This is a genomic window from Burkholderia sp. BCC1993 (assembly GCF_905339865.1).
GTDB lineage: Bacteria > Pseudomonadota > Gammaproteobacteria > Burkholderiales > Burkholderiaceae > Burkholderia.
The window spans coordinates 43,656-66,267 of sequence record NZ_CAJPGZ010000009.1; the positions used below are offsets into that span (position 1 = coordinate 43,656).

20 protein-coding genes are annotated in these 22,612 nt (G+C 67.8%); 7 read left to right on the top strand and 13 right to left on the bottom strand.

The window, feature by feature from the left end; translation table 11 throughout:
* Nucleotides 1–11: 11 nt before the first annotated feature.
* The 3 genes from glcF to glcD are packed head-to-tail and all read right to left on the bottom strand — an operon-like array spanning nucleotide 12 to nucleotide 3,840.
* Nucleotides 12–1,232: a glycolate oxidase subunit GlcF gene (gene glcF / locus U4Y91_RS16325; RefSeq protein WP_321805898.1), complete on the bottom strand. Its 1,221-nt coding sequence runs from the start codon at nucleotides 1,230–1,232 to the stop codon at nucleotides 12–14.
* A 26-nt stretch (nucleotides 1,233–1,258) separates the two neighbouring features.
* The gene (gene glcE, locus U4Y91_RS16330) at nucleotides 1,259–2,341 is read right to left on the bottom strand and encodes a glycolate oxidase subunit GlcE (RefSeq protein WP_321805899.1); all 1,083 of its coding nucleotides are present in this window, start codon (nucleotides 2,339–2,341) and stop codon (nucleotides 1,259–1,261) included.
* A complete protein-coding gene (gene glcD / locus U4Y91_RS16335; protein WP_321805900.1) occupies nucleotides 2,341–3,840 on the bottom strand; it encodes a glycolate oxidase subunit GlcD in 1,500 nt (499 codons plus the stop codon). Before glcD ends, glcE begins: the two co-directional genes overlap by 1 nt.
* A gap of 231 nt (nucleotides 3,841–4,071) precedes the next feature.
* On the opposite strand from glcD, the gene glcC reads away from it, so the two are divergent.
* Complete coding sequence (gene glcC, locus U4Y91_RS16340) at nucleotides 4,072–4,842, top strand: transcriptional regulator GlcC (RefSeq protein ID WP_044848878.1); 771 nt, start codon at nucleotides 4,072–4,074, stop codon at nucleotides 4,840–4,842.
* 371 nt (nucleotides 4,843–5,213) lie between these two features.
* Nucleotides 5,214–6,161: a GlxA family transcriptional regulator gene (locus U4Y91_RS16345; protein ID WP_321805901.1), complete on the top strand. Its 948-nt coding sequence runs from the start codon at nucleotides 5,214–5,216 to the stop codon at nucleotides 6,159–6,161.
* Nucleotides 6,162–6,262: 101 nt separating this feature from the next.
* Here U4Y91_RS16345 and U4Y91_RS16350 read toward each other — a convergent pair whose 3' ends face one another.
* From U4Y91_RS16350 to U4Y91_RS16385, 8 genes are all read right to left on the bottom strand, one after another.
* A complete protein-coding gene (locus U4Y91_RS16350) occupies nucleotides 6,263–6,745 on the bottom strand; it encodes an SgcJ/EcaC family oxidoreductase (protein WP_321805902.1) in 483 nt (160 codons plus the stop codon).
* A gap of 128 nt (nucleotides 6,746–6,873) precedes the next feature.
* Nucleotides 6,874–7,728: a DJ-1/PfpI family protein gene (locus U4Y91_RS16355; protein ID WP_321805903.1), complete on the bottom strand. Its 855-nt coding sequence runs from the start codon at nucleotides 7,726–7,728 to the stop codon at nucleotides 6,874–6,876.
* Between the two features lie 153 nt (nucleotides 7,729–7,881).
* Nucleotides 7,882–8,628: an SDR family oxidoreductase gene (locus tag U4Y91_RS16360; protein WP_321805904.1), complete on the bottom strand. Its 747-nt coding sequence runs from the start codon at nucleotides 8,626–8,628 to the stop codon at nucleotides 7,882–7,884.
* Nucleotides 8,629–8,932: 304 nt separating this feature from the next.
* Nucleotides 8,933–9,784 (bottom strand): carbohydrate ABC transporter permease, encoded by an 852-nt coding sequence (locus tag U4Y91_RS16365; RefSeq protein WP_321805905.1) that lies wholly within the window; start codon nucleotides 9,782–9,784, stop codon nucleotides 8,933–8,935.
* 26 nt (nucleotides 9,785–9,810) lie between these two features.
* Nucleotides 9,811–10,779 (bottom strand): carbohydrate ABC transporter permease, encoded by a 969-nt coding sequence (locus U4Y91_RS16370; RefSeq protein WP_415750465.1) that lies wholly within the window; start codon nucleotides 10,777–10,779, stop codon nucleotides 9,811–9,813.
* A 54-nt stretch (nucleotides 10,780–10,833) separates the two neighbouring features.
* Complete coding sequence (locus tag U4Y91_RS16375) at nucleotides 10,834–12,093, bottom strand: ABC transporter substrate-binding protein (RefSeq protein ID WP_321805906.1); 1,260 nt, start codon at nucleotides 12,091–12,093, stop codon at nucleotides 10,834–10,836.
* 76 nt (nucleotides 12,094–12,169) lie between these two features.
* A complete protein-coding gene (locus tag U4Y91_RS16380; RefSeq protein ID WP_321805907.1) occupies nucleotides 12,170–14,164 on the bottom strand; it encodes a beta-galactosidase in 1,995 nt (664 codons plus the stop codon).
* A 9-nt stretch (nucleotides 14,165–14,173) separates the two neighbouring features.
* On the bottom strand, nucleotides 14,174–15,322 hold the full coding sequence (locus U4Y91_RS16385) for a sn-glycerol-3-phosphate ABC transporter ATP-binding protein UgpC (protein ID WP_321805908.1): 1,149 nt from the start codon (nucleotides 15,320–15,322) through the stop codon (nucleotides 14,174–14,176).
* Nucleotides 15,323–15,512: 190 nt separating this feature from the next.
* On the opposite strand from U4Y91_RS16385, the gene U4Y91_RS16390 reads away from it, so the two are divergent.
* Together U4Y91_RS16390 and U4Y91_RS16395 are read left to right on the top strand one after the other, a co-directional pair.
* On the top strand, nucleotides 15,513–16,547 hold the full coding sequence (locus tag U4Y91_RS16390) for a LacI family DNA-binding transcriptional regulator (protein WP_321806132.1): 1,035 nt from the start codon (nucleotides 15,513–15,515) through the stop codon (nucleotides 16,545–16,547).
* 43 nt (nucleotides 16,548–16,590) lie between these two features.
* The gene (locus tag U4Y91_RS16395; RefSeq protein ID WP_321798052.1) at nucleotides 16,591–16,731 is read left to right on the top strand and encodes a hypothetical protein; all 141 of its coding nucleotides are present in this window, start codon (nucleotides 16,591–16,593) and stop codon (nucleotides 16,729–16,731) included.
* A gap of 54 nt (nucleotides 16,732–16,785) precedes the next feature.
* Here U4Y91_RS16395 and U4Y91_RS16400 read toward each other — a convergent pair whose 3' ends face one another.
* Complete coding sequence (locus U4Y91_RS16400; protein WP_321805909.1) at nucleotides 16,786–17,442, bottom strand: GntR family transcriptional regulator; 657 nt, start codon at nucleotides 17,440–17,442, stop codon at nucleotides 16,786–16,788.
* 94 nt (nucleotides 17,443–17,536) lie between these two features.
* Between U4Y91_RS16400 and U4Y91_RS16405 the strand changes: the two genes are divergently transcribed.
* Nucleotides 17,537–18,013, top strand: coding sequence for an OsmC family protein (locus U4Y91_RS16405; RefSeq protein WP_321805910.1), 477 nt, complete (start codon nucleotides 17,537–17,539; stop codon nucleotides 18,011–18,013).
* A 118-nt stretch (nucleotides 18,014–18,131) separates the two neighbouring features.
* On the opposite strand, the gene U4Y91_RS16410 is transcribed toward U4Y91_RS16405, so the two are convergent.
* A complete protein-coding gene (locus U4Y91_RS16410) occupies nucleotides 18,132–19,082 on the bottom strand; it encodes a LysR substrate-binding domain-containing protein (RefSeq protein WP_321805911.1) in 951 nt (316 codons plus the stop codon).
* Nucleotides 19,083–19,196: 114 nt separating this feature from the next.
* On the opposite strand from U4Y91_RS16410, the gene U4Y91_RS16415 reads away from it, so the two are divergent.
* Together U4Y91_RS16415 and U4Y91_RS16420 are read left to right on the top strand one after the other, a co-directional pair.
* Complete coding sequence (locus tag U4Y91_RS16415; protein ID WP_057925500.1) at nucleotides 19,197–20,948, top strand: IlvD/Edd family dehydratase; 1,752 nt, start codon at nucleotides 19,197–19,199, stop codon at nucleotides 20,946–20,948.
* 283 nt (nucleotides 20,949–21,231) lie between these two features.
* On the top strand, nucleotides 21,232–22,590 hold the full coding sequence (locus U4Y91_RS16420; RefSeq protein ID WP_321805912.1) for an MFS transporter: 1,359 nt from the start codon (nucleotides 21,232–21,234) through the stop codon (nucleotides 22,588–22,590).
* Nucleotides 22,591–22,612 lie beyond the last annotated feature (22 nt).

Consider the following 22,612-nt stretch of genomic DNA (forward strand, 5'->3'; position numbering starts at 1 on the left):
GGAATCAGCAGTCAGTTGACGAGTCGGTTGTCGACGAGCTCGATCCAGTGGCGCACGGACGTCCGGCCCGCGCCGTTCAGGTGAGTCTGGCAGCCGACGTTGGCCGTGACAATCAGGTCCGGCCGTCCGGCTTCGAGTGCGTCGAGCTTGTTGTCGCGCAGTTGCGTCGCGAGTTCGGGTTGCGTCAGTGAATAGGTGCCGGCGGAGCCGCAGCACAGATGGCCGTCGGCGACATTCGTCAGATCGAAGCCGAGCCGCGTCAGGATGCTTTCCACCGCGCCGCCGAGCCGCTGCGCGTGCTGCAGCGTGCACGGGCAGTGGACCGCGACGCGGCGCCGCGTCGACTCGGCCAGCGCGTCGAGCGGCTCGGCCGCGATCACCTCCGCGAGGTCGCGGGCGAGCGCGCTGACGCGCCGCGCCTTCTCCGCATAGACGGGGTCGGAGCGCAGCAGGTCGCCGTATTCCTTCACGAACGCGCCGCAGCCGCTCGCCGTCAGCACGATCGCCTCCGCGCCGGCTTCGATCGCGGGCCACCACGCGTCGATGTTGCGGCGCGCGCGCGCGAGCCCGGCGTCCTGCGCGTTCAGGTGATATTCGGTCGCGCCGCAGCAGCCGGCTTCGCGCGCGGGCGTCACGCCGATGCCGAGCCGGTCGAGCACGCGCGCGGCGGCCGCGTTCGTGTTCGGCGACAGCGAAGGCTGCACGCAGCCTTCGAGCATCAGCACGCGCCGCGCATTGCGTACCGGCGGGCGCGGCGTGGCGGCGGGCACCGCGGCCGGAATCTTGTCCTGCAGCGTGCCGGGCAGCAGCGGGCGCAGCGCGCGGCCGGCCTTCAGCAGCGCGGCGAAGGTTGCCGGCCGCGGCACTACGTGACGCAGGCCCGCGCGCAGCAGGCGCTCGCGCGCAGGCCGCCGCGCGCGCTTCTCGGCTTCCGCGCGGCCGATGTCGAGCAGCGTGTGATAGCGCACGCCGGACGGGCAGGTCGTCTCGCAGTTGCGGCAGGTCAGGCAGCGGTCGAGGTGCTGCTGCGTGCGTTCGCCGCACGGCTCGCCTTCGAGCATTTGCTTGATCAGGTAAATGCGTCCGCGCGGCCCGTCGAGCTCGTTGCCGAGCACCTGGTAGGTCGGGCAGGTCGCATTGCAGAAGCCGCAGTGCACGCACGCGCGCAGGATCGCTTCCGCTTCGTCGGCCCGGTCGAGGGCCTTGCTGGCTTCGCTGAGATTGGTTTGCATATCGGCGGTTCGAAGTCGGGTTGGCGTCAGACGTTCGCGTACAGGCGGCCGGGATTGAAGATCGCATGCGGATCGAGCTGCGCCTTCAACTGCCGATGCACGCGCAGCAGCGCGGGCGGCAGCGGCTGGAACGGCTCGGGCGTCGTGCCGGGCGTGAAGCAGGTCGCGTGGCCGCCCCACTGCGCGGCGAAGTGCTGCACGTCGGCCGGCGCGGCGTCGCTTTTCAGCCAGCGCTGCGCGCCGCCCCAGTCGACGAGCAGCGCGCCGGGCAGCGTATCGAGCGGCGCGGCCGCCGGCACCGATACGCGCCACAGCGGGCGCGGATCGTCGAAGAACGGCAGCGACAGGTCGCGCAGCCGCACCCAGAAGCCGTCGTTGCGATCGTCCATCCGCTCGCCGCCGATCGTGTCGCGCGCGGCCTTCACCGAGCCCTCGCCGCCTTCGAGCCGCACGCGCAGCACGCCGTCCGCGTGGCAGGCACCCGCGAGCGGCAGCCCCGCGCGACGCCATGCCGCGACGCGCTGCACGGCTTCGGCGGCAGCGAGCTGTAAGGCGAGATCGCCGGTCGCGCGCGGCTTCGGCAGCACCTTCAGCGACACTTCCGTCACGACGCCGAGGCAGCCGAAGCTGCCCGCGAGCAGCCGCGATACGTCGTAGCCCGCGACGTTCTTCATCACCTCGCCGCCGAAGCGCAGGTGTTTCGCGTGGCCGGTGATCACGCGACAGCCGAGCACGAAGTCGCGCACCGCGCCGGCCCACGGGCGGCGCGGCCCCGACAGCGCGGCCGCGAACATGCCGCCGACCGTCGCCGTGCCGCCGAACGTGGGCGGCTCGCACGGCAGCATCTGGCCGGCCGCGTCGAGCATCGCTTCCAGTTCGGCGAGCGGCGTGCCCGCGCGTGCGGTGATGACGAGTTCGGTCGGGTCGTATGCGACGATGCCGCGGTGCGTGCGCACGTCGAGCGTGCGGCCTTCGACCGCGCGGCCGACGAACGCCTTCGTGCCCGCGCCGCGGATGTGCAGCGGCTGGCGCGCGTGGATCGCGGCGTCGACCTGCGCGACGAGCGCCGCGCTGTCGTCGATCGATTCGATTTCGCGTTCGTGTCGCATCAGAAGCGCTCCAGTTCGGGAAACGGCAGCTTGCCGTGATGGACGTGCATCGCGCCGAACTCGGCGCAGCGGTGCAGCGTCGGGATGTTCTTGCCGGGGTTGAGCAGGCGCTGTGGATCGAACGCGGCCTTCACCGCGTGGAAGAACGTGATTTCGTCGGCGTTGAACTGCACGCACATCTGGTTGATCTTCTCGCGCCCGACACCGTGTTCGCCGGTGATGCTGCCGCCCGCCGCGACGCACAGTTCGAGGATCTTGCCGCCGAGCGCTTCCGCGCGGTCGAGCTCGCCGGGACGGTTCGCGTCGAACAGGATCAGCGGATGCATGTTGCCGTCGCCCGCATGGAACACGTTCGCGACCGGCAGCGCGTATTGCGCGGACAGCGCGGCGATCCCTTCGAGCACGCGCGGCAGCTCGCGGCGCGGGATCGTGCCGTCCATGCAGTAGTAGTCGGGCGACATGCGGCCGACCGCCGGGAACGCGTTCTTGCGGCCGGCCCAGAAGCGCTGCCGCTCCGCTTCGTCGCGCGCGACGCGGATCTCCGATGCGCCGGCGTCGCGCAGCAGCGCGGCCACGCGTTCGGCGTCTTCGTCGACATCGGTCGCGGCGCCGTCGAGTTCGCACAGCAGGATCGCCTGCGCGTCGACCGGATAGCCTGCATGGATGAAGTCCTCGGCCGCGCGGATCGCGAGGTTGTCCATCATCTCGAGCCCGCCGGGGATCACGCCCGCGCCGATGATCCGCGCGACCGCCGCGCCGGCTTCGGCCACGTCGTCGAAGCTCGCCATCAGCACCTTCACGCTCGACGGTTTCGGCAGCAGCTTCACCGTCACCTCGGTGACGATGCCGAGCATCCCCTCGGAGCCGGTGAACAGCGCGAGCAGGTCGAAGCCGGGGGCGTCGAGCGCGTCGGCGCCGAGCGTCAGCGTGTCGCCGTCGATCGTCAGGATCTCGACCTTCAGGATGTTGTGCACCGTCAGCCCGTATTTGAGGCAGTGCACGCCGCCCGCGTTTTCGGCGACGTTGCCGCCGATCGAGCAGGCGATCTGCGACGACGGATCGGGCGCGTAGTAGAGGCCGTAGGGTGCCGCGGCCTGCGAGATCGCGAGATTGCGCACACCCGGCTGCACGCGCGCGATGCCGGCGTCGGCGTCGATCGCGAGAATCCGGTTGAACTTCGACATCACGAGCAGGATGCCCTTTTCGAGCGGCATCGCGCCGCCCGACAGCCCGGTGCCCGCGCCGCGCGCGACGACCGGCACGCCGTGCGCGGCCGCGACGCGCAGCACCGTGCGCACCTGCTCGACCGTGTCGGGCAGCACGACCGCGAGCGGCACCGTGCGGTACGCGGCGAGGCCGTCGCATTCGAACGGCTTCAGCGCCTCGCGCTCGTGCAGCACGTCGAGGCCGGGCGCCGCCGCGTCGAGCGCGGCGACGAGCGTGTCGCGGTCGACGGTCGCCAGCGGGCCGTCGATCCGTTCGTCGTAGGTGAAACTCATCGTGTGTCTCCGTCTCCACCATCTTCATCGTGCAGGCGGCCGCGGGAAGCGCGGCACGCCGATGGACGGCATTCTTGGCGGGCGGCGGGGACGTGTCCAGATGCCGCTGGCGTGGTCATACCAGTTTTTATTCGAGTGCCTTTGAGGGGCGGCTGGATGTGACGGAAAACTCAATCAGCACAATGGTTTGTGAGAAAATCGGCGACATCCGTCCGAAGTGGTCATACCAGTATGGAAATGCAGAATCGACAAGCGCCGGCGCGCAATGTCGCCGATGTCGTCGCCGAGCGGATCGAGCAGCTGATCGTCGACGGCGTGTTGAAGGCTGGGCAGGCGCTGCCGTCCGAGCGGCGGCTGACCGAGAAGCTCGGCGTGTCGCGCACAGCCGTGCGCGAAGGGATGAAGCTGCTGCGCGCGCGCGGGATCATCGACACGACGCACGGCAAGGGCTCGTTCGTCGCGAGCCTGACCCCGCAACGCGAAGTCTCGCCGATGATGCATCTGCTCGGCTCGCAGCCGCGCACGCTGTACGACCTGTTCGAGGTGCGCGGCATGCTCGAGACCGAAGCCGCGCGGCTCGCCGCGCTGCGCGGCACGCCCGCCGACTTCATCCTGATCAAGCGCCGCTACGAGGAGATGACGGCGGCCGATGCGCAGGATCTCGATCCGGCCGCGCGCGCGAAGCTCGACCATGCGTTCCATCTCGCGATCTGCGAGGCGTCGCACAATCCGGTGCTGGTCAACACGCTGCAGTCGCTGACCGATCTGCTGCTCAGTTCCGTGTTCGCGTCGGTGAACAACCTCTATCATCGCGAGCCGCTGAAGAAGCAGATCGACCGCCAGCACGCGCGGCTCTACAACGCGGTGACGGGGCGGCTGCCCGACCAGGCGCGCAAGGCGGCGAGCGAGCATATCCGGCAGTGCGTCGAGTATCTGCGCGAGATCGAAGAGGAGGAGCAGCGGCTCGTGCGTTCGACGTTGCGGCTCGAAGGGTGGACTTGATTCGCATGAACCGGCGCGGCCGCCGACGCCATGACATGTGTCACGCATATTGAGCTGATGATGCAGCCCGACGGTCGAATATGTCGCGATGTGATCCATTCGATGCGTGGCCGGACACGACCCGTTTCGCCGGTGCGCGAGCCGCGCTCGGGCGATTGATCGTGACGCGTCGCCGATTCTTGAAGGAGGGCGCAGCATGTCGATTCCGACGCGTGGCGACGGGCCCGAGGCCCGCGCCGCCCTGACGAGCGTCCGTACGAGTGAGCGATGCCGGCGTCAACGACGTTTTTCCCTCGTTTCGGGCCGGACTGACGCTATTCGAGGGTTCCCATTAAAATACGCCTTCCGGGAATTTCAGTGATTGCTTCGTCATGCATAGAATCGGATTCTTCGTTTGCCGTGGCTACGATGCGCTTGATCTTGGCGGGCCGCTGTCGGCCTTCAATCAGGTGGCCACGGCTGCCGGTCATACACCCTACGATCTTCATGTCATCTCGCAATCCGGCGGCCCGGTTCACGGCAATACGGGCCTGTCGATCGAGACGAAGCCGATCGGAAGGCGCGCGTTCGATACCGTCGTGTTCGTGGGCGGTGAAATCGATCCTATGCAGACCTCGGAGAATATCGCCGCGGCCAGGAAATTGGCCGCCAAGGCCTCGCGGGTGGCAAGCGTGTGCACGGGCGCCTTTCTGCTTGCGGAAACCGGCTTGCTGGACGGCTTGAGAGCGGCGACCCACTGGCGATACGCCGCGCAATTGCAGTCGCGCTTCCCTCGCACCCGGGTCGACGGCGACAGCATCTATATCGAGGATGGCCGCGTCTGGACGTCGGCGGGCATCGCCTCCGGGATCGACCTGGCGCTCGGCATCATTGAACGAGACATGGGCGCGGAGATTGCGCGCACCGTCTCCAGGCTTCTGGTTGTTCCGTATCGTCGACCAGGCGGGCAGTCCCAATTCTCCGCCATGTCGCGGATGGAGCCGGAATCAGATCGCATCCGCATCGCGCTGAATTTTGCCCGGGAGCATCTGGCTGAAGCCTTGCCCGTCGAACGACTCGCCGATGCCGCACGATTGAGCTTGCGGCAGTTCGGACGCGCGTTTCGCCGGGAAACCGGTGAAACGCCTGCCAGGGCGGTCGAGCGCTTGCGAGTCGAAGCGGCGAGGCTGCGCCTGCAGGGCGGCAGCGAACCGATCGAACAGATTGCCCTGGCGGTGGGATTCACCGATCCGGAACGGATGCGGCGGGCCTTCATCAAGCTGCATGGGCACCCGCCGCAAGCGATTCGACGCGAGAGCCGGGCGAACGGCGCGCGCTGATCGGCCGGCGGCCGTTCAGCGCGCTGCGGGGGCGACGTCCCGCTGGCGTTCCCGACGTTCTATTGACGCTTGGGAGCGTGACGCGCCATTGCGCCGGACGCTCACTGGCCGGCGGTGTCGACCGGACCGTAGTCGTTCCACATGTCGCGATGCAACTTCCACACGCCGGCCTGTTTCACGAAGACGAGCGTCTGCTTGGCGCGGATCTTGAGCTTGCCGTCGTGGTCGCGGACCTCCGCATCCGACACCTCCGTCACGGTCCGGTCATTACCGTAGAACTCGTAGTGGCTGAACGATACGGTGCCGGGCTTCGATCCGGCATACCCCTTGGTGAAGTACGCGGTGATCGCGCGGCTTCCCGTGACCTTGTCGCCGCCGGGCGGCAGGAGCGCGCCGTCATCGGTATAGAGGCGGCCTATCGCCTCGTAGTCTCCTCGCGCAAAGGCATCCGCCCATCGCGCGTTTTCGGCCTTGATCGCCGCTTCGGGCGGACGTTGCGAACCGCCGGCGGTGGCCGGCGCAGTGAATGCAAGAAAGGAGACGCAGGCTGCCAGCGCAGCAGTACAAAAACGGATCTGTTGCATCGAGTGATTTCCGAACTGACTTGAGTTGAGTTGAAAGGGCGGCGCCACATGGGCGAGCGAGCCGGCAAGGTCGGCCGCGGCCTTCAGCGCGCGAGGCGGCGGCCATGCATGCATGGCCGGCAAGCGTTTCAGCGAACGCCGGGGATGCGTGCGAGCCCCCTGGATGCGCCGGGCAGTTCCTTGTCGACCATTGCGATGACTTCCGGCCGCGCGTCCCTGGGATGACCGGAGTGGAACGGCGGAGCGGGGTCGTATTCGATCAGGAGCTGCGTGAATTCGGCGGCCTGTCGGCCGCGCAGCTTCGCTGCTACGCGTAGCGCGAAGTCGATGCCTGCCGTCACGCCGCCGCCGCTCATGAACCTGCCGTTGTCGTCTTCCACGAAGCGGTCGGGAACGGGAATGGCGCCATACTCGGACAGCTTGTTGACGAAGGCCCAATGGCAGGCGCTTCGCTTACCCTTGAGAACGCCCGTTGCGGCAAGCACGAGCGATCCGTTGCAAACCGACGTCACGTGTTTGGCGCTTTCCGCCAGGCGCCGGATCTGCGCCTGATACGCCGGTCGCATCGGGGCCGTCAGGTCGGATCCGCCGGGGACGAGGATCACGTCGGTCTTCTCGATATCGGCCAGTCGTTCGGTCTTGCCATACACGACGCCGAATTCGAGCGTCACGTTGCCGCCATCGAGGCTCGCGTAGCGAACGTTCGTATTGGGTAGCCGGTGGAAGATCTCGCTGGGGCCGGCGAAGTCGAGCAGCGTGCCGCCATCGTAGTTGACGATCAGGATTTCGAGGGGCGCATTCGGGGCAAGCAGCCCTTCGCTGCCCGCCTGGGCAAGCGCAGGCGTGACGTGCCCGAGCAAGGCGCCGCCACCCAGGACGGCGCCGAGGGTGGCGGCGCTGCCAAGCCTGAGCACGTCGCGGCGCGAACGACCGGCTCGGGTGAGTTGCTCTACGGAAGCATGGTTATCGCTACTGTCGGTCAAGATGACTTCTCCTTGCACTTCGGCCGCCTCTGCGAACGCAGCCAGGCCGGCCCGGATTGAATGACCGCCACGACGCAAGGTGTGGCGGACGCGAGATCGGGATGTGGATGAGCCGGTGTGACGCGTCGGGCTCCGGAATCGTGAACCGCAGGCTCAGAGCTGCGAGGCGCCGCCATCGACGACCAGTTCGGTGCCGACGACGTAGGAGGACTCGTCGCTCGCGAGATAGAGCGCCGCGTACGCGATGTCCTCCGCCTTGCCCATGTGGCCCACCGGAATCGCCGCGGCGAACTCGGCCCGACGGTCGCGAACCCATTCGTCGGACATGCCCCACCTGGTCATCAGCGGCGTGTTCATCGCGCCGGGAGCGATCGCGTTGAAGCGGATTTTCCGGTCGAGAAACTCATAGGACCAGCTGCGGGCAAGCGATCGCACCGCGGCTTTCGCCGCGGCAGTCAGCGAGATGCCATGCTTGCCGGTCTGCGCGACGAACGACGTATTGAGGATCACTGATGAACCTTCCCGCAAGTCCGGCAGCACCGCTTGAAGCGTGAGCACCACACCCTTGACGTTGACGTCCATGATCTCGTTGTAGAGTGCGTCGTCGATGTCGCCGACTGCTGACGGGAAAGCCCAGCCGGCGTTGGCGAACACGATATCGAGGCCGCCGAACTTCTCTTTTACTTCGGCGGCGATCGCGCGCATGTCCTTGATCGAGCGCACATCACCCTTGAGAACGATCGCATTCTCGCCAAGCTCCGCCTGCACACGCTCGAACACGGCGTCATCGCGACCCGTAACCGCGACCCGGGCGCCTTCTGCAATGAACAGCTTCGCGGTTGCAAGACCGATGCCGCTGGTTCCACCCGTGATCAAAGCTGATTTGTTCTTGAGCCTCATGTTCCGTTCCTTTGCATGGTCGTGTGATTGACCAGGCCGCAAGCTCGAAACGCAATCGCGTTCGTGTGCTTTTCCCGGCTTGATCGTCCGTGGAAAGTATGGAATGTGAGGTCAATGGCGCAAAGGTCGTATAACCCTCAAAAAGCGCCACTCGATCCGAACCGGTGAAAAACCTGTCCGGCGTTCAGCGACGCCGCGTGTCGAGCAGAATAAAAAAAGCCCGCCGAAGCGGGCAATCCTCTCGATGAAGAGGGGGAGATCCGAATCCGCGATCGGTGATCGGTGATCGGCGGTCAGGGCGAGTTCAACCTTTCGTCGCCCCAAACGTGAGCCCCGCGACGAAATGCTTCTGCATCGCGAAGAACATCGCGACCGACGGCAACGCAGCGAGAATCGACCCGGCCGAAACAAGGTTCCAGGAAGTCGTCCATTGCCCCTTCAGCGCCGCCACACCCGCGGTAATCGGCGCGGCCTCGTCACCTTGCGTGAGACACAGCGCCCAGAAGTAATCGTTCCACACGAACGTAAACACGAGAATCGCGAGCGCGGCCAACGCCGGCCGGATCAACGGCAACACGATCCGCCAGAACACCGTCCACTCGCCCGCACCTTCGATCCGCGCCGCCTCGATCAGCTCGAACGGCAACTGCTTGATGAAATTCCGCAGAAACAGCGTACAGAACCCCGTCTGAAACGCGACGTGAAAGAGAATCAGCGCCTCGACCGTATTGAACACCCCGAGCCTGAGCGACAAGTCGCGAACCGGAATCATCAGCACCTGCACCGGCACGAAATTCCCCGCGACGAACGTCCCGAACAGCGCGGCATTCCCGCGAAACCGGTAGGTCGCCAGCGCGAACCCGGCCGTCGCCGCGAGCGCGATCGACCCGAGCACCGACGGCACCGTGATCTGCACGCTGTTCCAGAAGTAATGCAGCATCGGCGACGTGGTCAGCGCGTCGCGATAGTTCTCGATCATCGAGAAGTGCCGCGGCCAGCCCCAGTAGTGACCTTCGACCAGCTCCTCGGTCGAGCGCACCGACGTGACGAACACCGCGATCATCGGCAGCAGCCAGATCACGAGCGCGACGGGCAGCGACAGCTTGTACAGCCGGCGCGATACCGGCTTCCAGTGGGCAACGGGTGTCGGAAACATGATGAATGGTTCCCCGGAAGGTCAGGTCACTGTTCGTTGCGCAGCATGCGGCGCAACTGGAACACGATGTAGACGAGCATGATCGCGAACAGCACGACCGCGATCGACGCGGAATAGCCGAGCCGGTAGTACTTGATCGCCTGGTCGTACATGTAATACGCGAGCACGGTCGAGCTCTCGAACGGGCCGCCGCCCGTCATCACCGAAATCAGGTCGAAGCTGCGCAGCGCGCCGATCACCGTGACGACGATCGCCATGAACGTGGTCGGCCGCAATTGCGGCAGCACGACGTGCCACAGCAGCGCGAAGCCGCGCGCGCCTTCCATCCGTGCCGCTTCGATCTGCTCCGGGTTCACCGACGTAAGGCCGGTCAGGTACAGGATCATGCAGTACGCGGTCTGCGGCCACAGCGCGGCGAACACGATGCCGAACGTCGCGTAGCGCGCATCGCCGAGCACCGGGATCCCGTGCCCGGCGATCAGTGCGAGCAGCCCGAAGGTCGGATCGTAGAACCACGAGAAGATCAGGCCGACGACCACGCCCGACAGCACGAACGGCGCGAAGAACAGCGACTTCACGAGCCGGATGCCGGCGACCGCCTGGTTCAGGTACAGCGCGAGCGCGAGGCCGAGCGGCGGCGCGAGCATGAACAGCGCGAGCCAGATCACGTTGTTGCGCAGCGCGGTGTAGAACGTCGGCGCGTTAAGCAGCTCGGTGTAGTTCGCGAGGCCGACGAACGTGCGCTCGGTCATCCCGTCCCAGTTGCAGAGGCTCAGCCACAGCGTCGACAGGATCGGCCAGATCACATAGACGGCAACCATGGCGCACGCGGGCGCGAGAAAGAGCCACGCGGCGCGCCGTTGCCGCCGCACGGCCGGCGACGGGCGGCGCGCGGTCAGCACGGCGGGCGAGCTGCGGGCCGGCGGAGCGGCGGCGGGCGGCGCGGCCGGGGCAGCCGGCGTTGCGACGGGTCTGGACGTGATCGGACTGGACACGGCAAGCCTCCTGGGCGGACGCGGCGGCACTCGGCCGCCGCAGGGGTCACGCGGTTACTTCTTGTAGATCCGCTTGCGGGTCTGTTCGAGTTGCGCGAGCACGGTGTCGAGCTGCGCGGGATTCGCGATGAACTGCTGCATCCCCTTCATCCCTTCGTCGGCCATTTCCTTCGTCATGTCACGGTCGTAGAACTGCGCGACGCCGCCCTTGGTGTCGGCGAGGATCCGGAAGCCGATGCGCGAGATCGGATCGGCCGGCTCCGGCGACTTGCTGTTGGCCGACAGCGAACCGAGCCCTTCGGCGAGCTTCGCGCCCATCTCGGGCGTTTCGACGAACGCGAGGAACGTATGCGCGTCGGCCTTGTTCTTCGCCTTGGTCGGGATGTGCAGCGATTCGACCGGGCCGTCCTCGGCGGTCGGCACCTTCGGGTCGATGATCGGGAAACGGTAATAGCCCATCTCCTGCTTCACGTTCGGCGGAAAGCCCGCGGCGATGAAGGTGCCCATCAGCATCATCGCGGCCTTGCCCTGGAACAGGAACGGCTGCGCGCCGTCGAGATCGTAGGACAGCGCGTTGTCGATGAAGTATCCGGAGTCGATCAGCGATTTCCACGTCGTGTAGACCTTCTTCACGCGCGGATCGGTGTACGGCACGTCGCCGGCCATCAGTTGCTGGTGGAACGCGTTGCCGTTCAGGCGCAGGTCGAGATAGTCGAACCAGCCGGCGAGCGTCCACGCGTCGCGCCCGCCAATCGCGATCGGCGTGATGCCGGCCGCCTTCAGCTTCTTGCATGCATCGAGAAACTGGTCCCAGGTCTTCGGCTCGTCGGCGATGCCGACCTTGCCGAACAGGTCCTTGCGGTAGAACAGCCCCCACGAGTAATAGACGGTCGGCGCCGCATACTGCTTGCCGTTATAGGACGACGCGCTGCGCGTCGACGCGTACATCGCGTCCCAGCCGTTCTTTTTCCAGTCGCCGCTCAGGTCCTCGAACAGCCCGCGCTTCGCGTAGTACGCCATGCGCTCGCCCGCGTGCCAGTTCACGACGTCGGGCGCGACGGTCGTGAGCCACGCCGGGAGCTGCACCTTGTACGCTTCCTCGTCGACGAAGGTGGGCTTCACGTCGATGTCGGGATGGGCCTTGTGGAACGCTTCGATCGTCGACTGCCAGACCGCGCGCTGGCTGGCGCCCTTGAACGCGATGTTGATCGTCAGCGTGCCCGCGTCGGCCGGCGCCGCGGCGCCGAACGAAGCGAACGCGATGGCGGCGGCGGTCGCAAGCCGGGTGGCGACGCGAAGGGGGCGATGTGTCATGGGTGTCTCCATTCCTGTCTGTCGTTGTGCGTGACCGGCGCGTCGCGGCGCCGGGGGCGGTTGCTACGAACGGCTGCTACGAACGGTTTCGATACACGGCGACGCCTTGCGGCTCGACCTGCGCGGCGCCGACCACGAACGCGGACGGCGGCACCGCATCGATCGTGTGCGGCGTGCTGCCGTAGTTGAATACATAGGTCAGGCCGCCGCGCCGGCTCACGCGCACGCCATCGCCGAGCGGCGACGGTGCGAGCCCAGCCTCGGCCGCGACGTCGGCGAACAGGCGCGCGGTGGTCGCGTCGTCGAACAGCGCGGCCCAGTAGTGCAGCGCGCCGTGCGACACGCAGGCCGGATGACCGTCGGCGAAGCGTGCGCGCACGACGCTGCGCGCGTCGTCGTCGCGCAGTTCGACGAGGTCGCGCCAGTGACGCGCGTCGCCGGTGAGCGGCGCGCCGTCGCGCAGCGTGCCGTCGATCCGCTCGGTCACGTTCGGCCGCAGCGATTCGACGCGCCACACGCGCACCGGCAGGATCGACGCGAGCGGGCCGGGCGGCAGCGTCGGCGGAATCTGCAGGTCGACGGTCTTCGAGCCGGTGCGCGGGCCGAACACCGCATGCGCGCCGGATGCGGCGAGCCGTGCCGCGAAGTCGTCCGGCACGACCGGCAGCGGCGGCACGACGACGAGCCGGTAGCCGTCGAGCGGCGCGTGCGCGGAAACGATGTCGACGTCGAGGCCGAGCGAACGCAGCGCCGAGTAGTACTCGAACGCGAAGCGCGGGTAGTGGAAATCGGCGCCTTGCGGCTGCACTTCGAACAGCCACTTCGCTTCATAGTCGAATACCAGCGCGACGGGCGCCCGCACCGCGCCGTTCGCGTCGGCATCGGCACCTGCGTCGAGCACGGCGGCGATCTCCTGCGCGACGCGCTGCGCTTCGCGGCCGCCTTCGTCGAGCCGGTCGTCGGGCGTGTGCAGGCCCGCATGCATCTGCTCCTGCGCGAACGGCGCCTGCCGCCAGCGGAAGTACGACACGCAGCCGGCGCCGTGCGCGAACGCTTCCCAGCTCCACAGCCGCACCATGCCCGGCAGCGGCGCGGGGTTCCACTGTGCCCAGTTCACGGGGCCGGGCTGCTGCTCCATCACCCAGAACGGCAGCTTCGACATGCCGCGATAGAGGTCGTGATTGAACGACGCGAAATCCGGATGGCCGGTGCGCAGCCAGCGCGCCTTCACGTCGGGCGCGAACCATTGCTCCTCGAGCGCGCCGAGCGGATAGCTGTCCCAGGTCGCGACGTCGAGGTCGCGCGCCACTTCGTAGTGATCGAACTCGGTGAAGAGCTGCATGAAGTTGTGCGCGACGGGGCGGCCCGGCGAATGCGCGCGGATCACGTCGACCTGCATCCGGTGATAGCGCGCGACTTCATCCGACGCGAAGCGCCGGTAGTCGAGGCGGTGCGACGGATGCGCTTCGGTCACGGTGCCGACCGGCGCATCGACTTCGTCGAAATGCCGGTACTCCATGCTCCAGAACACGGTGCCCCACGCACGGTTCAGCGCGTCGATCGTGCCGTAGCGCGCTTTCAGCCATGCGCGAAAACGCACGAGCGCGGCGGGCGAGTAGCTGACGACCGTCTGATGGCAGCCGAGCTCGTTGTCGGTCTGCCAGTAGCGCACGGCCGGGTGGCGGCCGTAGCGTTCGGCGACCGCGGTGCAGATCCGGCGCGACGCCTCCAGATAGGTCGGCGACGAGAAGTCGTAGTGGCGGCGCGAGCCGAACTTGCGCGGCCGGCCGTCCGCGCCGATCGCGAGGATGTCGGGGTGACGGTCGACGAGCCATTTCGGCGGTGTCGCGGTCGGCGTGCACATCACGATCTCGAGGCCCGCCGTGCCGAGCACGTCGACCGCGCGGTCGAGCCAGCCCCAGTCGTATTCGCCCGGTGACGGCTCGATGCGGCTCCACGCGAATTCGGCGATCCGCACCTGCGCGATGCCGAGTGCCTTCATCCGGCGGGCGTCGTCGGCCCACATCGATTCCGGCCAGTGTTCCGGGTAGTAACAGACTCCGAGGCGCATGCCCGATCCTTATGCGTAGTGGTGGACGGGAAGGTCGGCGCACGCGGGCACCGCGCGGCCGTCTTCGGTGAAGAGGTGGCAGGCGGCGGCCGGCGCATGCGCGTGCACACGTTCGCCGCGGCGCAGCGGGGCGTCGCCAGGCACCTTCGCGATCAGCGGCGTGCCGCCGGGCTGGTCGAGGTGGACGTAGGTCTGCTCGCCGAGGCGTTCGACGAGCGCGACGTCGCGCGCGAGCGTCGCCGCGTCGTGCGCGGCACCGAGCGTCAGGTGTTCGGGGCGGATGCCGAGCGTGACCGCCGCGCCGACCGCGAGCGCGGAACTGTCGCGCGGCAGCGTGAAGGTTTCGCCGGATAGCACGACGGTGACGATCGTGCGCCGCGCGTCGCAGGCGGTGACGACGGCCGGCAGGAAGTTCATCCGCGGCGAGCCGATGAAGCCGGCGACGAAGCGGCTCGCCGGATGGTGATAGAGGTCGAGCGGCGCGCCGACCTGCGCGATGCTGCCGTGCCGCGCGGTGTCTTCGCCGGCGTGCAGCAGCACGATCTTGTCGGCGAGCGTCATTGCTTCGGTCTGGTCGTGCGTCACGTAGACGACACTCGCGCGCTCGAACTGCCGGTGCAGCTTCGCGATCTCGATGCGGGTCTGGACGCGCAGCGCCGCGTCGAGGTTCGACAGCGGTTCGTCGAACAGGAACACGCCGGGCTCGCGCACGATCGCGCGGCCGATCGCGACGCGCTGCCGCTGGCCGCCGGACAGCGCCTTCGGCTTGCGCTCGAGCAGCGTGTCGAGCTGCAGGATCCGCGCGGCGTCGCGCACCTTCCGGTCGATCTCGGCCTTCGGCACGCGCGCGAGCTTCAGCCCGAACGCCATGTTCTCGTAGACCGTCATGTGCGGAAACAGCGCGTAGCTCTGGAACACCATCGCGACGCCGCGCTCGGCGGCCGGCACGTCGTCGACGCGGCGGCCGTCGATCGACAGCTCGCCGTCGCTCAGGTCCTCGAGGCCCGCGATCATCCGCAGCAGGGTCGACTTGCCGCAGCCGGACGGGCCGAGGAACACGCAGAACTCGTGCGCGCCGATCTCCAGATCGACGTCGCGAATGACCGGCGCGTGCTCGCCATAGGCTTTTTGCACGCGTCGCATCGAGATGCTCGCCATTGTCTCCGCTCCATGTTCTAATGCGCTTTCGTCGATGCTTAAGCGCTTAAGCATCGCGATCAAAAAAAGAGCCGATCGCGATCGCGGCCGAGTCGCGCCCGTCGGTCGGGCGGCAGGGTGTGCGGCGATAGTGCGCCGCTTCGGTGAGCGAAGCAAATACTGGATCAGCGTCTCATATAGTGGACATTGCATGGCGACACTCGATGAAGTGGCCCGCCGCGCCGGCGTGACGGCCGCGACGGTCTCGAACGTGCTGCGCAACCGCGGCCGGGTCGGCGAAGCCACCCGCGCGCGGGTGCTCGAAGCGGTGAAGGCGCTTGGCTACCGGCCGCATCTGGCCGCGCGGGCGCTCGCGGAAGGGCGCGCGCCGACGGTCGCGCTGATGGTGTCGAGCATCGCGAACCCGTTCTATCCGGAGTTCGCGCTCGCGGTCGAGCGCGCGGTGCGGCGCAACGGGCAATTCCTGATCGTCTGCAATACGAACGAAGATCCATTGCAGGGGCGCGCGTATCTCGACCAGATCGCCGGCACGATTTCCGAAGGCATTCTCGTGACCAACGCGAACCTGCACCTGCCGGATCTGGTCGACGTCGCGCGGCGCGGCGTGCCGGTCGTGCTGTGTCTGTGGGAGCGGCCCGATGCGCCGCCCGAAGGCTTGCCATGCGTCGCGGTGGATTTTCGCGAGGCGGGGCGGATTGCGACGCGGCATCTGGTCGAACTCGGGCACAAGACGATCGGCGTGATCGTCGGCGGCTCGGCGAGCGGCGTGCAGGCGGCGCGCTACGACGGCTTCGTCGACGTGATGCGCGAAGCGGGGCTCGACGCGTCGATCGTCGCGGCCGAGCCCGATTCGATCGAAGGCGGTGTGCGTGCGGCGGGCCGGCTGCTCGACGCGCATCCCGGGCTGACCGCGCTGGTCGCGACCAACGACCTGCCCGCGATCGGCGCGCTGCACGCGGCCGCCGATCGCGGCCGGCGTGTGCCTGACGATCTGTCGATCGTCGGCATCACCGATATTCATCTGGCGAGCGATACGCGTCCTACGTTGACGACCGTCGCGATTCCGACCGCCGAGGCCGCGGGGCTCGCGGTCGAACTGCTCAACGCGTTGCGCGAGGCGGGCGGTCAGGTCGACGATGCATCGCGCGTGCGGACGGCGCCGGTGCCGAGGCTGGTGGTGCGCGGGACGACGGGGGTGGCGCGGGGGCGGCGCACGATGGCTTAGCGGGCGAAGGCGGCCGCACGGGGCGCGTCGCGTAGTGTCATGCTTGCCGAAGCCGAAGCCGAAGCCGAAGCCGAAGCCGAAGCCGAAGCCGAAGCCGAAGCCGAAGCCGAAGCCGAAGCCGAAGCCGAAGCCGAAGCCGAAGCCGAAGCCGAAGCCGAAGCCGAAGCCGAAGCCGACGGGCTAAGCCTGAGTAGAGGCCGGCCGCGGGCCGGTAGATGGAATCACAAGAGTGGCTCGATCACGCCCCAAGGCGCAGGTCGTCCTCGACGAGCCGCATCACGATGCGTCGGGCCGAATCGAGGTGCGCGACCGTCATCGCGCGCGCGCCACGTGCGTTGCGTTCGCGGCACGCGTGCAGGATTTCTTCATGCTCGACCTGGAATGACGGCGTATCCGCGAGCAACGTTGCCTGAAGTCGCTCGTAGCGCTCGACCTGGCTGCGCAGCTCCGCGATCGCCTTCAACTGCCGCTCGTTGCCGCAGCACGAGTACAGCAGCGCATGGAATTCGCGGTTCAGCTCGCCTTGCCGGCGCGGCACGTTCGACTCGCCGAGCAGCCGGTGCACGAGTTCGGCGCGCGCGAGCGTTTCGTCGTCGAGCCGCTTCACGCTGCGGTAGATCGCGTCGCCTTCGAGCAACGTGCGCATGTCGTAGATCTCCTGCACGTCGGATGCGCTCAGCATCCGCACGACCGCGCCGCGATTCCTGAAGATATCCAGCAATCCTTCGCGTTCGAGGCGCTGGATCGCTTCGCGCATCGGAATCCGGCTGATGCCGAAGCGGTCGGCGAGGTCGCGCTCGACGAGCCGCTCGCCTGCCTGCAACTCGCCGTTGATGATCATCTCACGCAACGATGCGGCCACCGCGTCCGCCGTCGAATCGAGTCTGGCTTCCATGTTTCTGCGCTCCTCATTTTGGAATAATGGTATACCAAAGGAAATTCCGGTGCCACAATGATGGCCTCACGTTCCGATATCGAAGGAGAGCGAGATGGCGCATGGCGAACACAAGTACCGCGTGGCAGTGGAGTGGACCGGCAATCGGGGAACCGGCACGTCGGGGTATCGCGAATATGGCCGCGATCATGTGATCCGCGCGGGTTCGAAGCCGGACATTCCGGGCTCGTCGGACGCGGCGTTCCGCGGCGATGCGGCGCGCTGGAATCCGGAAGATTTGCTGCTCGCGTCGGCATCGGCGTGTCACAAGCTCTGGTATTTGCATCTGTGCTCCGATGCGGGGATCCGCGTACTCGCGTATGTCGACGATGCGGAAGGGACGATGGTCGACAGCACCGACGAAGGGCGCTTCACCGAAATCGTGCTGCACCCGCGCGTGACGATCCAGGCGGGCGACGATCGCGAGCTGGCCGAGCGGCTGCATCATGATGCGCATGCGAAGTGCTATGTGGCGAACTCCGTGAACTTCCCGATCCGGTGCGAGCCGGTGATCGAGGTCGCCGACGCGTGATGCCGGCCGTGGAACGGGCGGGGTTCGCTGCGCACCGGGCGTAACCGAAACGCGGGACGCGGGCGCATGCGTGCCTTTCAACAGGCGAGCAGGCCCGACGAAACCGGGCCGCGTCGCCTCACAACACGATCCCGTACACCTCCCGAGCCGCCGTCCGAATCGCATCGGCCATCACCTCGACAGCCGGCGACGGCAGCCGGTCCGTGCGCGTGATGATCCCGAAATCGTCCATCCGGCAATCCATCTCCAGCGGCAGCACCGTGACGATTCCGTGGCGCGCGTAGTACTGCGCGACGTCCTCCGCCAGCACCGCGATCATGTCGCTCTGCTCGATCAGCTGCGTGATGAACAGCAGCGCCGCCGTCTCGACCACGTTCGCGGGCGGTGCGAGGCTCGCGCGCTGGAACACCAGCTCGAAGCGATGACGCAGCACGCTGCCGGCCGGCGGCATGACCCACGCGGCGCGCTGCACATCGGCGAGCGACAGCGGCGCCTGCGCGAGCAGCGGATGGCCGGGCCGCACGACCGCGGCGACCGGCTCGCCGGTCAGTGGCTCGTAGCGCAGGTGCAGCTTGTCGTGTTCGGCGGACAGCCGGCCGAGCACGATGTCGAGCTTGTCCTGCGCGAGGTGTTCGAGCAGCACGTTGCTCGTGTCGATCGTCACCGACACGCGCACGTTCGCATGCGTCCCCTTGACGGCCGCGACGGCCGGCGGCACGAGCCGCAGCCCCGGCGACGTGATCGCGCCCACCGCCACGTGCCCGAGATGGCCGGCCTTCAGCGCGGCCAGCTCCTCGCGCGCCTGGTCGAGGCTGCCGAGCGCCGCGCGCGCGTGGCGGATCAGCGCGTCGCCGTACAGCGTCGGCCGCATCCCGCGCGGCAGCCGCTCGAACAGCACCGCGCCGATCGATTCCTCGAGCTCGCGCAGCAGCTTCGACGCGGCCGGCTGCGTCATGCTCAGCGCGGCCGCCGCGCGGTGGATGCTGCCTTCGTCGGCGAGCGCGACGACCAGCAGGAGCTGGCGGGTCTTCAGGCGGCTGCGGTTTCCCCACGGGCTGGCTTCGGGCATCGTACGGGTTTATATCGATATCGGAATCGATATCGTAATCGCCTAAAACGTCATTAGCCAGTTATCAAAATTCTGCCTAGACTGCGCCGGTATCCCGTCACCACAGGACTGACGATGTCGGCAACGAAACCCAGGCTGCGCTCCACCCAATGGTTCGGCACCAACGACAAGAACGGCTTCATGTACCGGAGCTGGATGAAGAACCAGGGCATCCCCGATCACGAGTTCGACGGCCGGCCGATCATCGGCATCTGCAACACGTGGTCCGAATTGACGCCGTGCAACGCGCACTTCCGCAAGCTCGCGGAGCACGTGAAGCGCGGGATCTCCGAAGCGGGCGGGTTCCCGGTCGAGTTCCCGGTGTTCTCGAACGGCGAATCGAACCTGCGGCCGTCGGCGATGCTCACGCGCAACCTGGCGTCGATGGACGTCGAGGAAGCGATCCGCGGCAACCCGATCGACGCGGTCGTGCTGCTCGCCGGCTGCGACAAGACGACCCCCGCGCTGCTGATGGGCGCGGCGAGTTGCGACGTGCCGGCGATCGTCGTGTCGGGCGGGCCGATGCTGAACGGCAAGCTCGAAGGCAAGAACATCGGCTCGGGCACGGCCGTGTGGCAGCTGCATGAAGCGTTGAAGGCAGGCGAGATCGACCTGCACCACTTCCTGTCGGCCGAGGCCGGCATGTCGCGCTCGGCCGGCACCTGCAACACGATGGGCACCGCGTCGACGATGGCGTGCATGGCCGAGGCGCTCGGCGTCGCGCTGCCGCACAACGCGGCGATTCCGGCGGTCGATTCGCGCCGCTACGTGCTCGCGCACATGTCGGGCATCCGCATCGTCGAGATGGCGCTCGAAGGGCTCGTGCTGTCGAAGGTCCTGACGCGCGCCGCATTCGAGAACGCGATCCGCGCGAACGCGGCGATCGGCGGCTCGACCAACGCGGTGATCCACCTGAAGGCGATCGCGGGCCGCATCGGCGTGCCGCTCGAACTCGAGGACTGGATGCGCATCGGCCGCGACACGCCGACGATCGTCGACCTGATGCCGTCGGGGCGCTTCCTGATGGAGGAGTTCTATTACGCGGGCGGGCTGCCGGCCGTGCTGCGCCGGCTCGGCGAAGGCGGGCTGCTGCCGCACCCGGACGCGCTGACGGTCAACGGAAAGTCGCTGTGGGACAACGTGCGCGAAGCGCCGAACTACGACGACGAGGTGATCCGCCCGCTCGACCGGCCGCTGATCGCCGACGGCGGGATCTGCATCCTGCGCGGCAATCTCGCGCCGCGCGGCGCGGTGCTGAAGCCGTCGGCGGCGAGCCCCGAGCTGCTGAAGCATCGCGGCCGCGCGGTGGTGTTCGAGAATCTCGATCACTACAAGGCGACGATCAACGACGAAGCGCTCGACGTCGACGCGAGCTCGGTGCTGGTGCTGAAGAACTGCGGGCCGCGCGGTTATCCGGGGATGGCCGAGGTCGGCAACATGGGGCTGCCGCCGAAGCTGCTGCGTCAGGGCGTGAAGGACATGGTGCGGATCTCGGATGCGCGGATGAGCGGCACCGCATACGGCACGGTCGTGCTGCACGTCGCGCCGGAAGCGGCCGCGGGCGGGCCGCTCGCCGCCGTGCGCAACGGCGACTGGATCGAGCTCGACTGCGAGGCCGGCACGCTGCATCTGGATATTACGGATGACGAACTGCAGCGGCGCCTGTCGGACGTCGATCCGACCGCGGCGCCGGGCGTGGCCGGGCAGCTCGGCAAGGGCGGCTATGCGCGGCTGTATATCGATCACGTGCTGCAGGCCGACGAGGGGTGCGACCTCGACTTCCTGGTCGGCACGCGCGGCGCGGACGTGCCGAGCCATTCGCATTGAGCGGTGCATAGCCGTGCAGGGACGCGGACCGCGGCGGGGCCTGAGGGAAACAAGTTGACGCGCCGGCCGTGGTCGAGCGCGAAGCATGGGGCGTACGCAAGCGCTAAAGCGCCAAGGTACGCCGACCGCAAAGCTTGGGGCGCACGCAAGCGCTGAAGCGCTAACGTACGCCGACCGCGAAGCATGGGACCCCCGTAAGCGCTAAAGCGCTAACGGTGGCCGACCGCGAAGCATGGGGCGTACGTAAGCGCTAAAGCGCTAACGTACGCCGACAGGAGACAAGATGACGACGCAGTACCCCCCCGCGCACGCCGTGGCGGACCAGTCCGATTCGCCGGCAGCCGTCGACGAACGGCAACTGACCCGTCTGCTCACGCGCAAGCTCGTGCCGTTCCTCGCGCTGATCTACGTGGTCGCCTACGTCGACCGCACCGTCGTCGGCTTCGCGAAGCTGCACATGAACGCGGCGATCGGCCTCGGCGATGCCGCGTACGGACTTGGCGCCGGACTGTTCTTCATCGGCTACTTCCTGTGCGAGGTGCCGAGCAACCTCGCGCTCGGACGCTTCGGCGCGCGCGTCTGGTTCGCACGCATCCTCGCGACGTGGGGCGTGATCACGATGGCGATGGCGCTGATACAGGGGCCGACCAGCTTCTACGTGCTGCGCTTCCTGCTCGGCGCGGCCGAAGCCGGCCTCTATCCCGGCATCCTGTACTTCCTCACGCAATGGTTCCCGATGCGCGACCGTGCCCGCGTGATCGGCCTGCTCGTCCTTGCGCAGCCGCTCGCCGGCATCGTGACGGGCCCGCTCGCCGGTTGGCTGCTGTCGACGCACGGGCTGCTCGGCCTGTCGGACTGGCAGACGCTGTTCGTCGTCAGCGGCCTGCCGGCCGTGCTGCTCGTGTGGCCCACGCTGCGGCTGCTGCCCGAATCGCCCGCGCATGCGCGCTGGCTGAACGACGACGAGCGCCGCTGGATCGCGCGGCAGCTCGCCACCGATCGCGACACCTATCGCCCCGATTCGCACGGCAATCCGCTCGCCGCATTGCGCGACCGCCGCGTACTGCTGCTCGCCGCGCTGTTCCTGCCGTTTCCGCTGTGCATCTACGGGCTGTCGCTGTGGCTGCCGACGATCATCCACGCGTTCGGCACCGGCGAGGCGGCGACGGGGCTGCTGTCCGCGGTGCCGTACCTGTTCGCGGTGGTCGGCCTGCTCGTCGTGCCGCGTCATTCGGATCGCAAGCGCGAGCGTTACTGGCACATCGTCGTCGTGTCGGCGGCCGCCGCCGTGACGATGGCCGCGAGCGCGTGGGTGCGCGAACCGGCGCTGCAATTCCTGTTCATCTGCCTGACCGCGTTCTCGCTGTATTCGATCCAGGCCGTCGTGTGGGCGCTGCCCGGCGAATTCCTCACCGGCACGAGCGCGGCGGTCGGCATCGCCGCGATCAATTCGCTCGCGAATCTCGGCGGCTACCTGGGGCCGTACGGCATCGGCCTGATCAAGGCGTCGACCGGCAGCCTCGCGGCCGGCCTGTACTTCCTCGCGGCGACGTTGCTGTTCGCGGTGCTGATGACGTTCGTGGTGCGCGCCGCGCTGCGCGCGCCCGAGCCGGCCGCGGGCACATTCGCCGGCGAATCCTGAACCCCGTGTTTTCCGGCTGAAC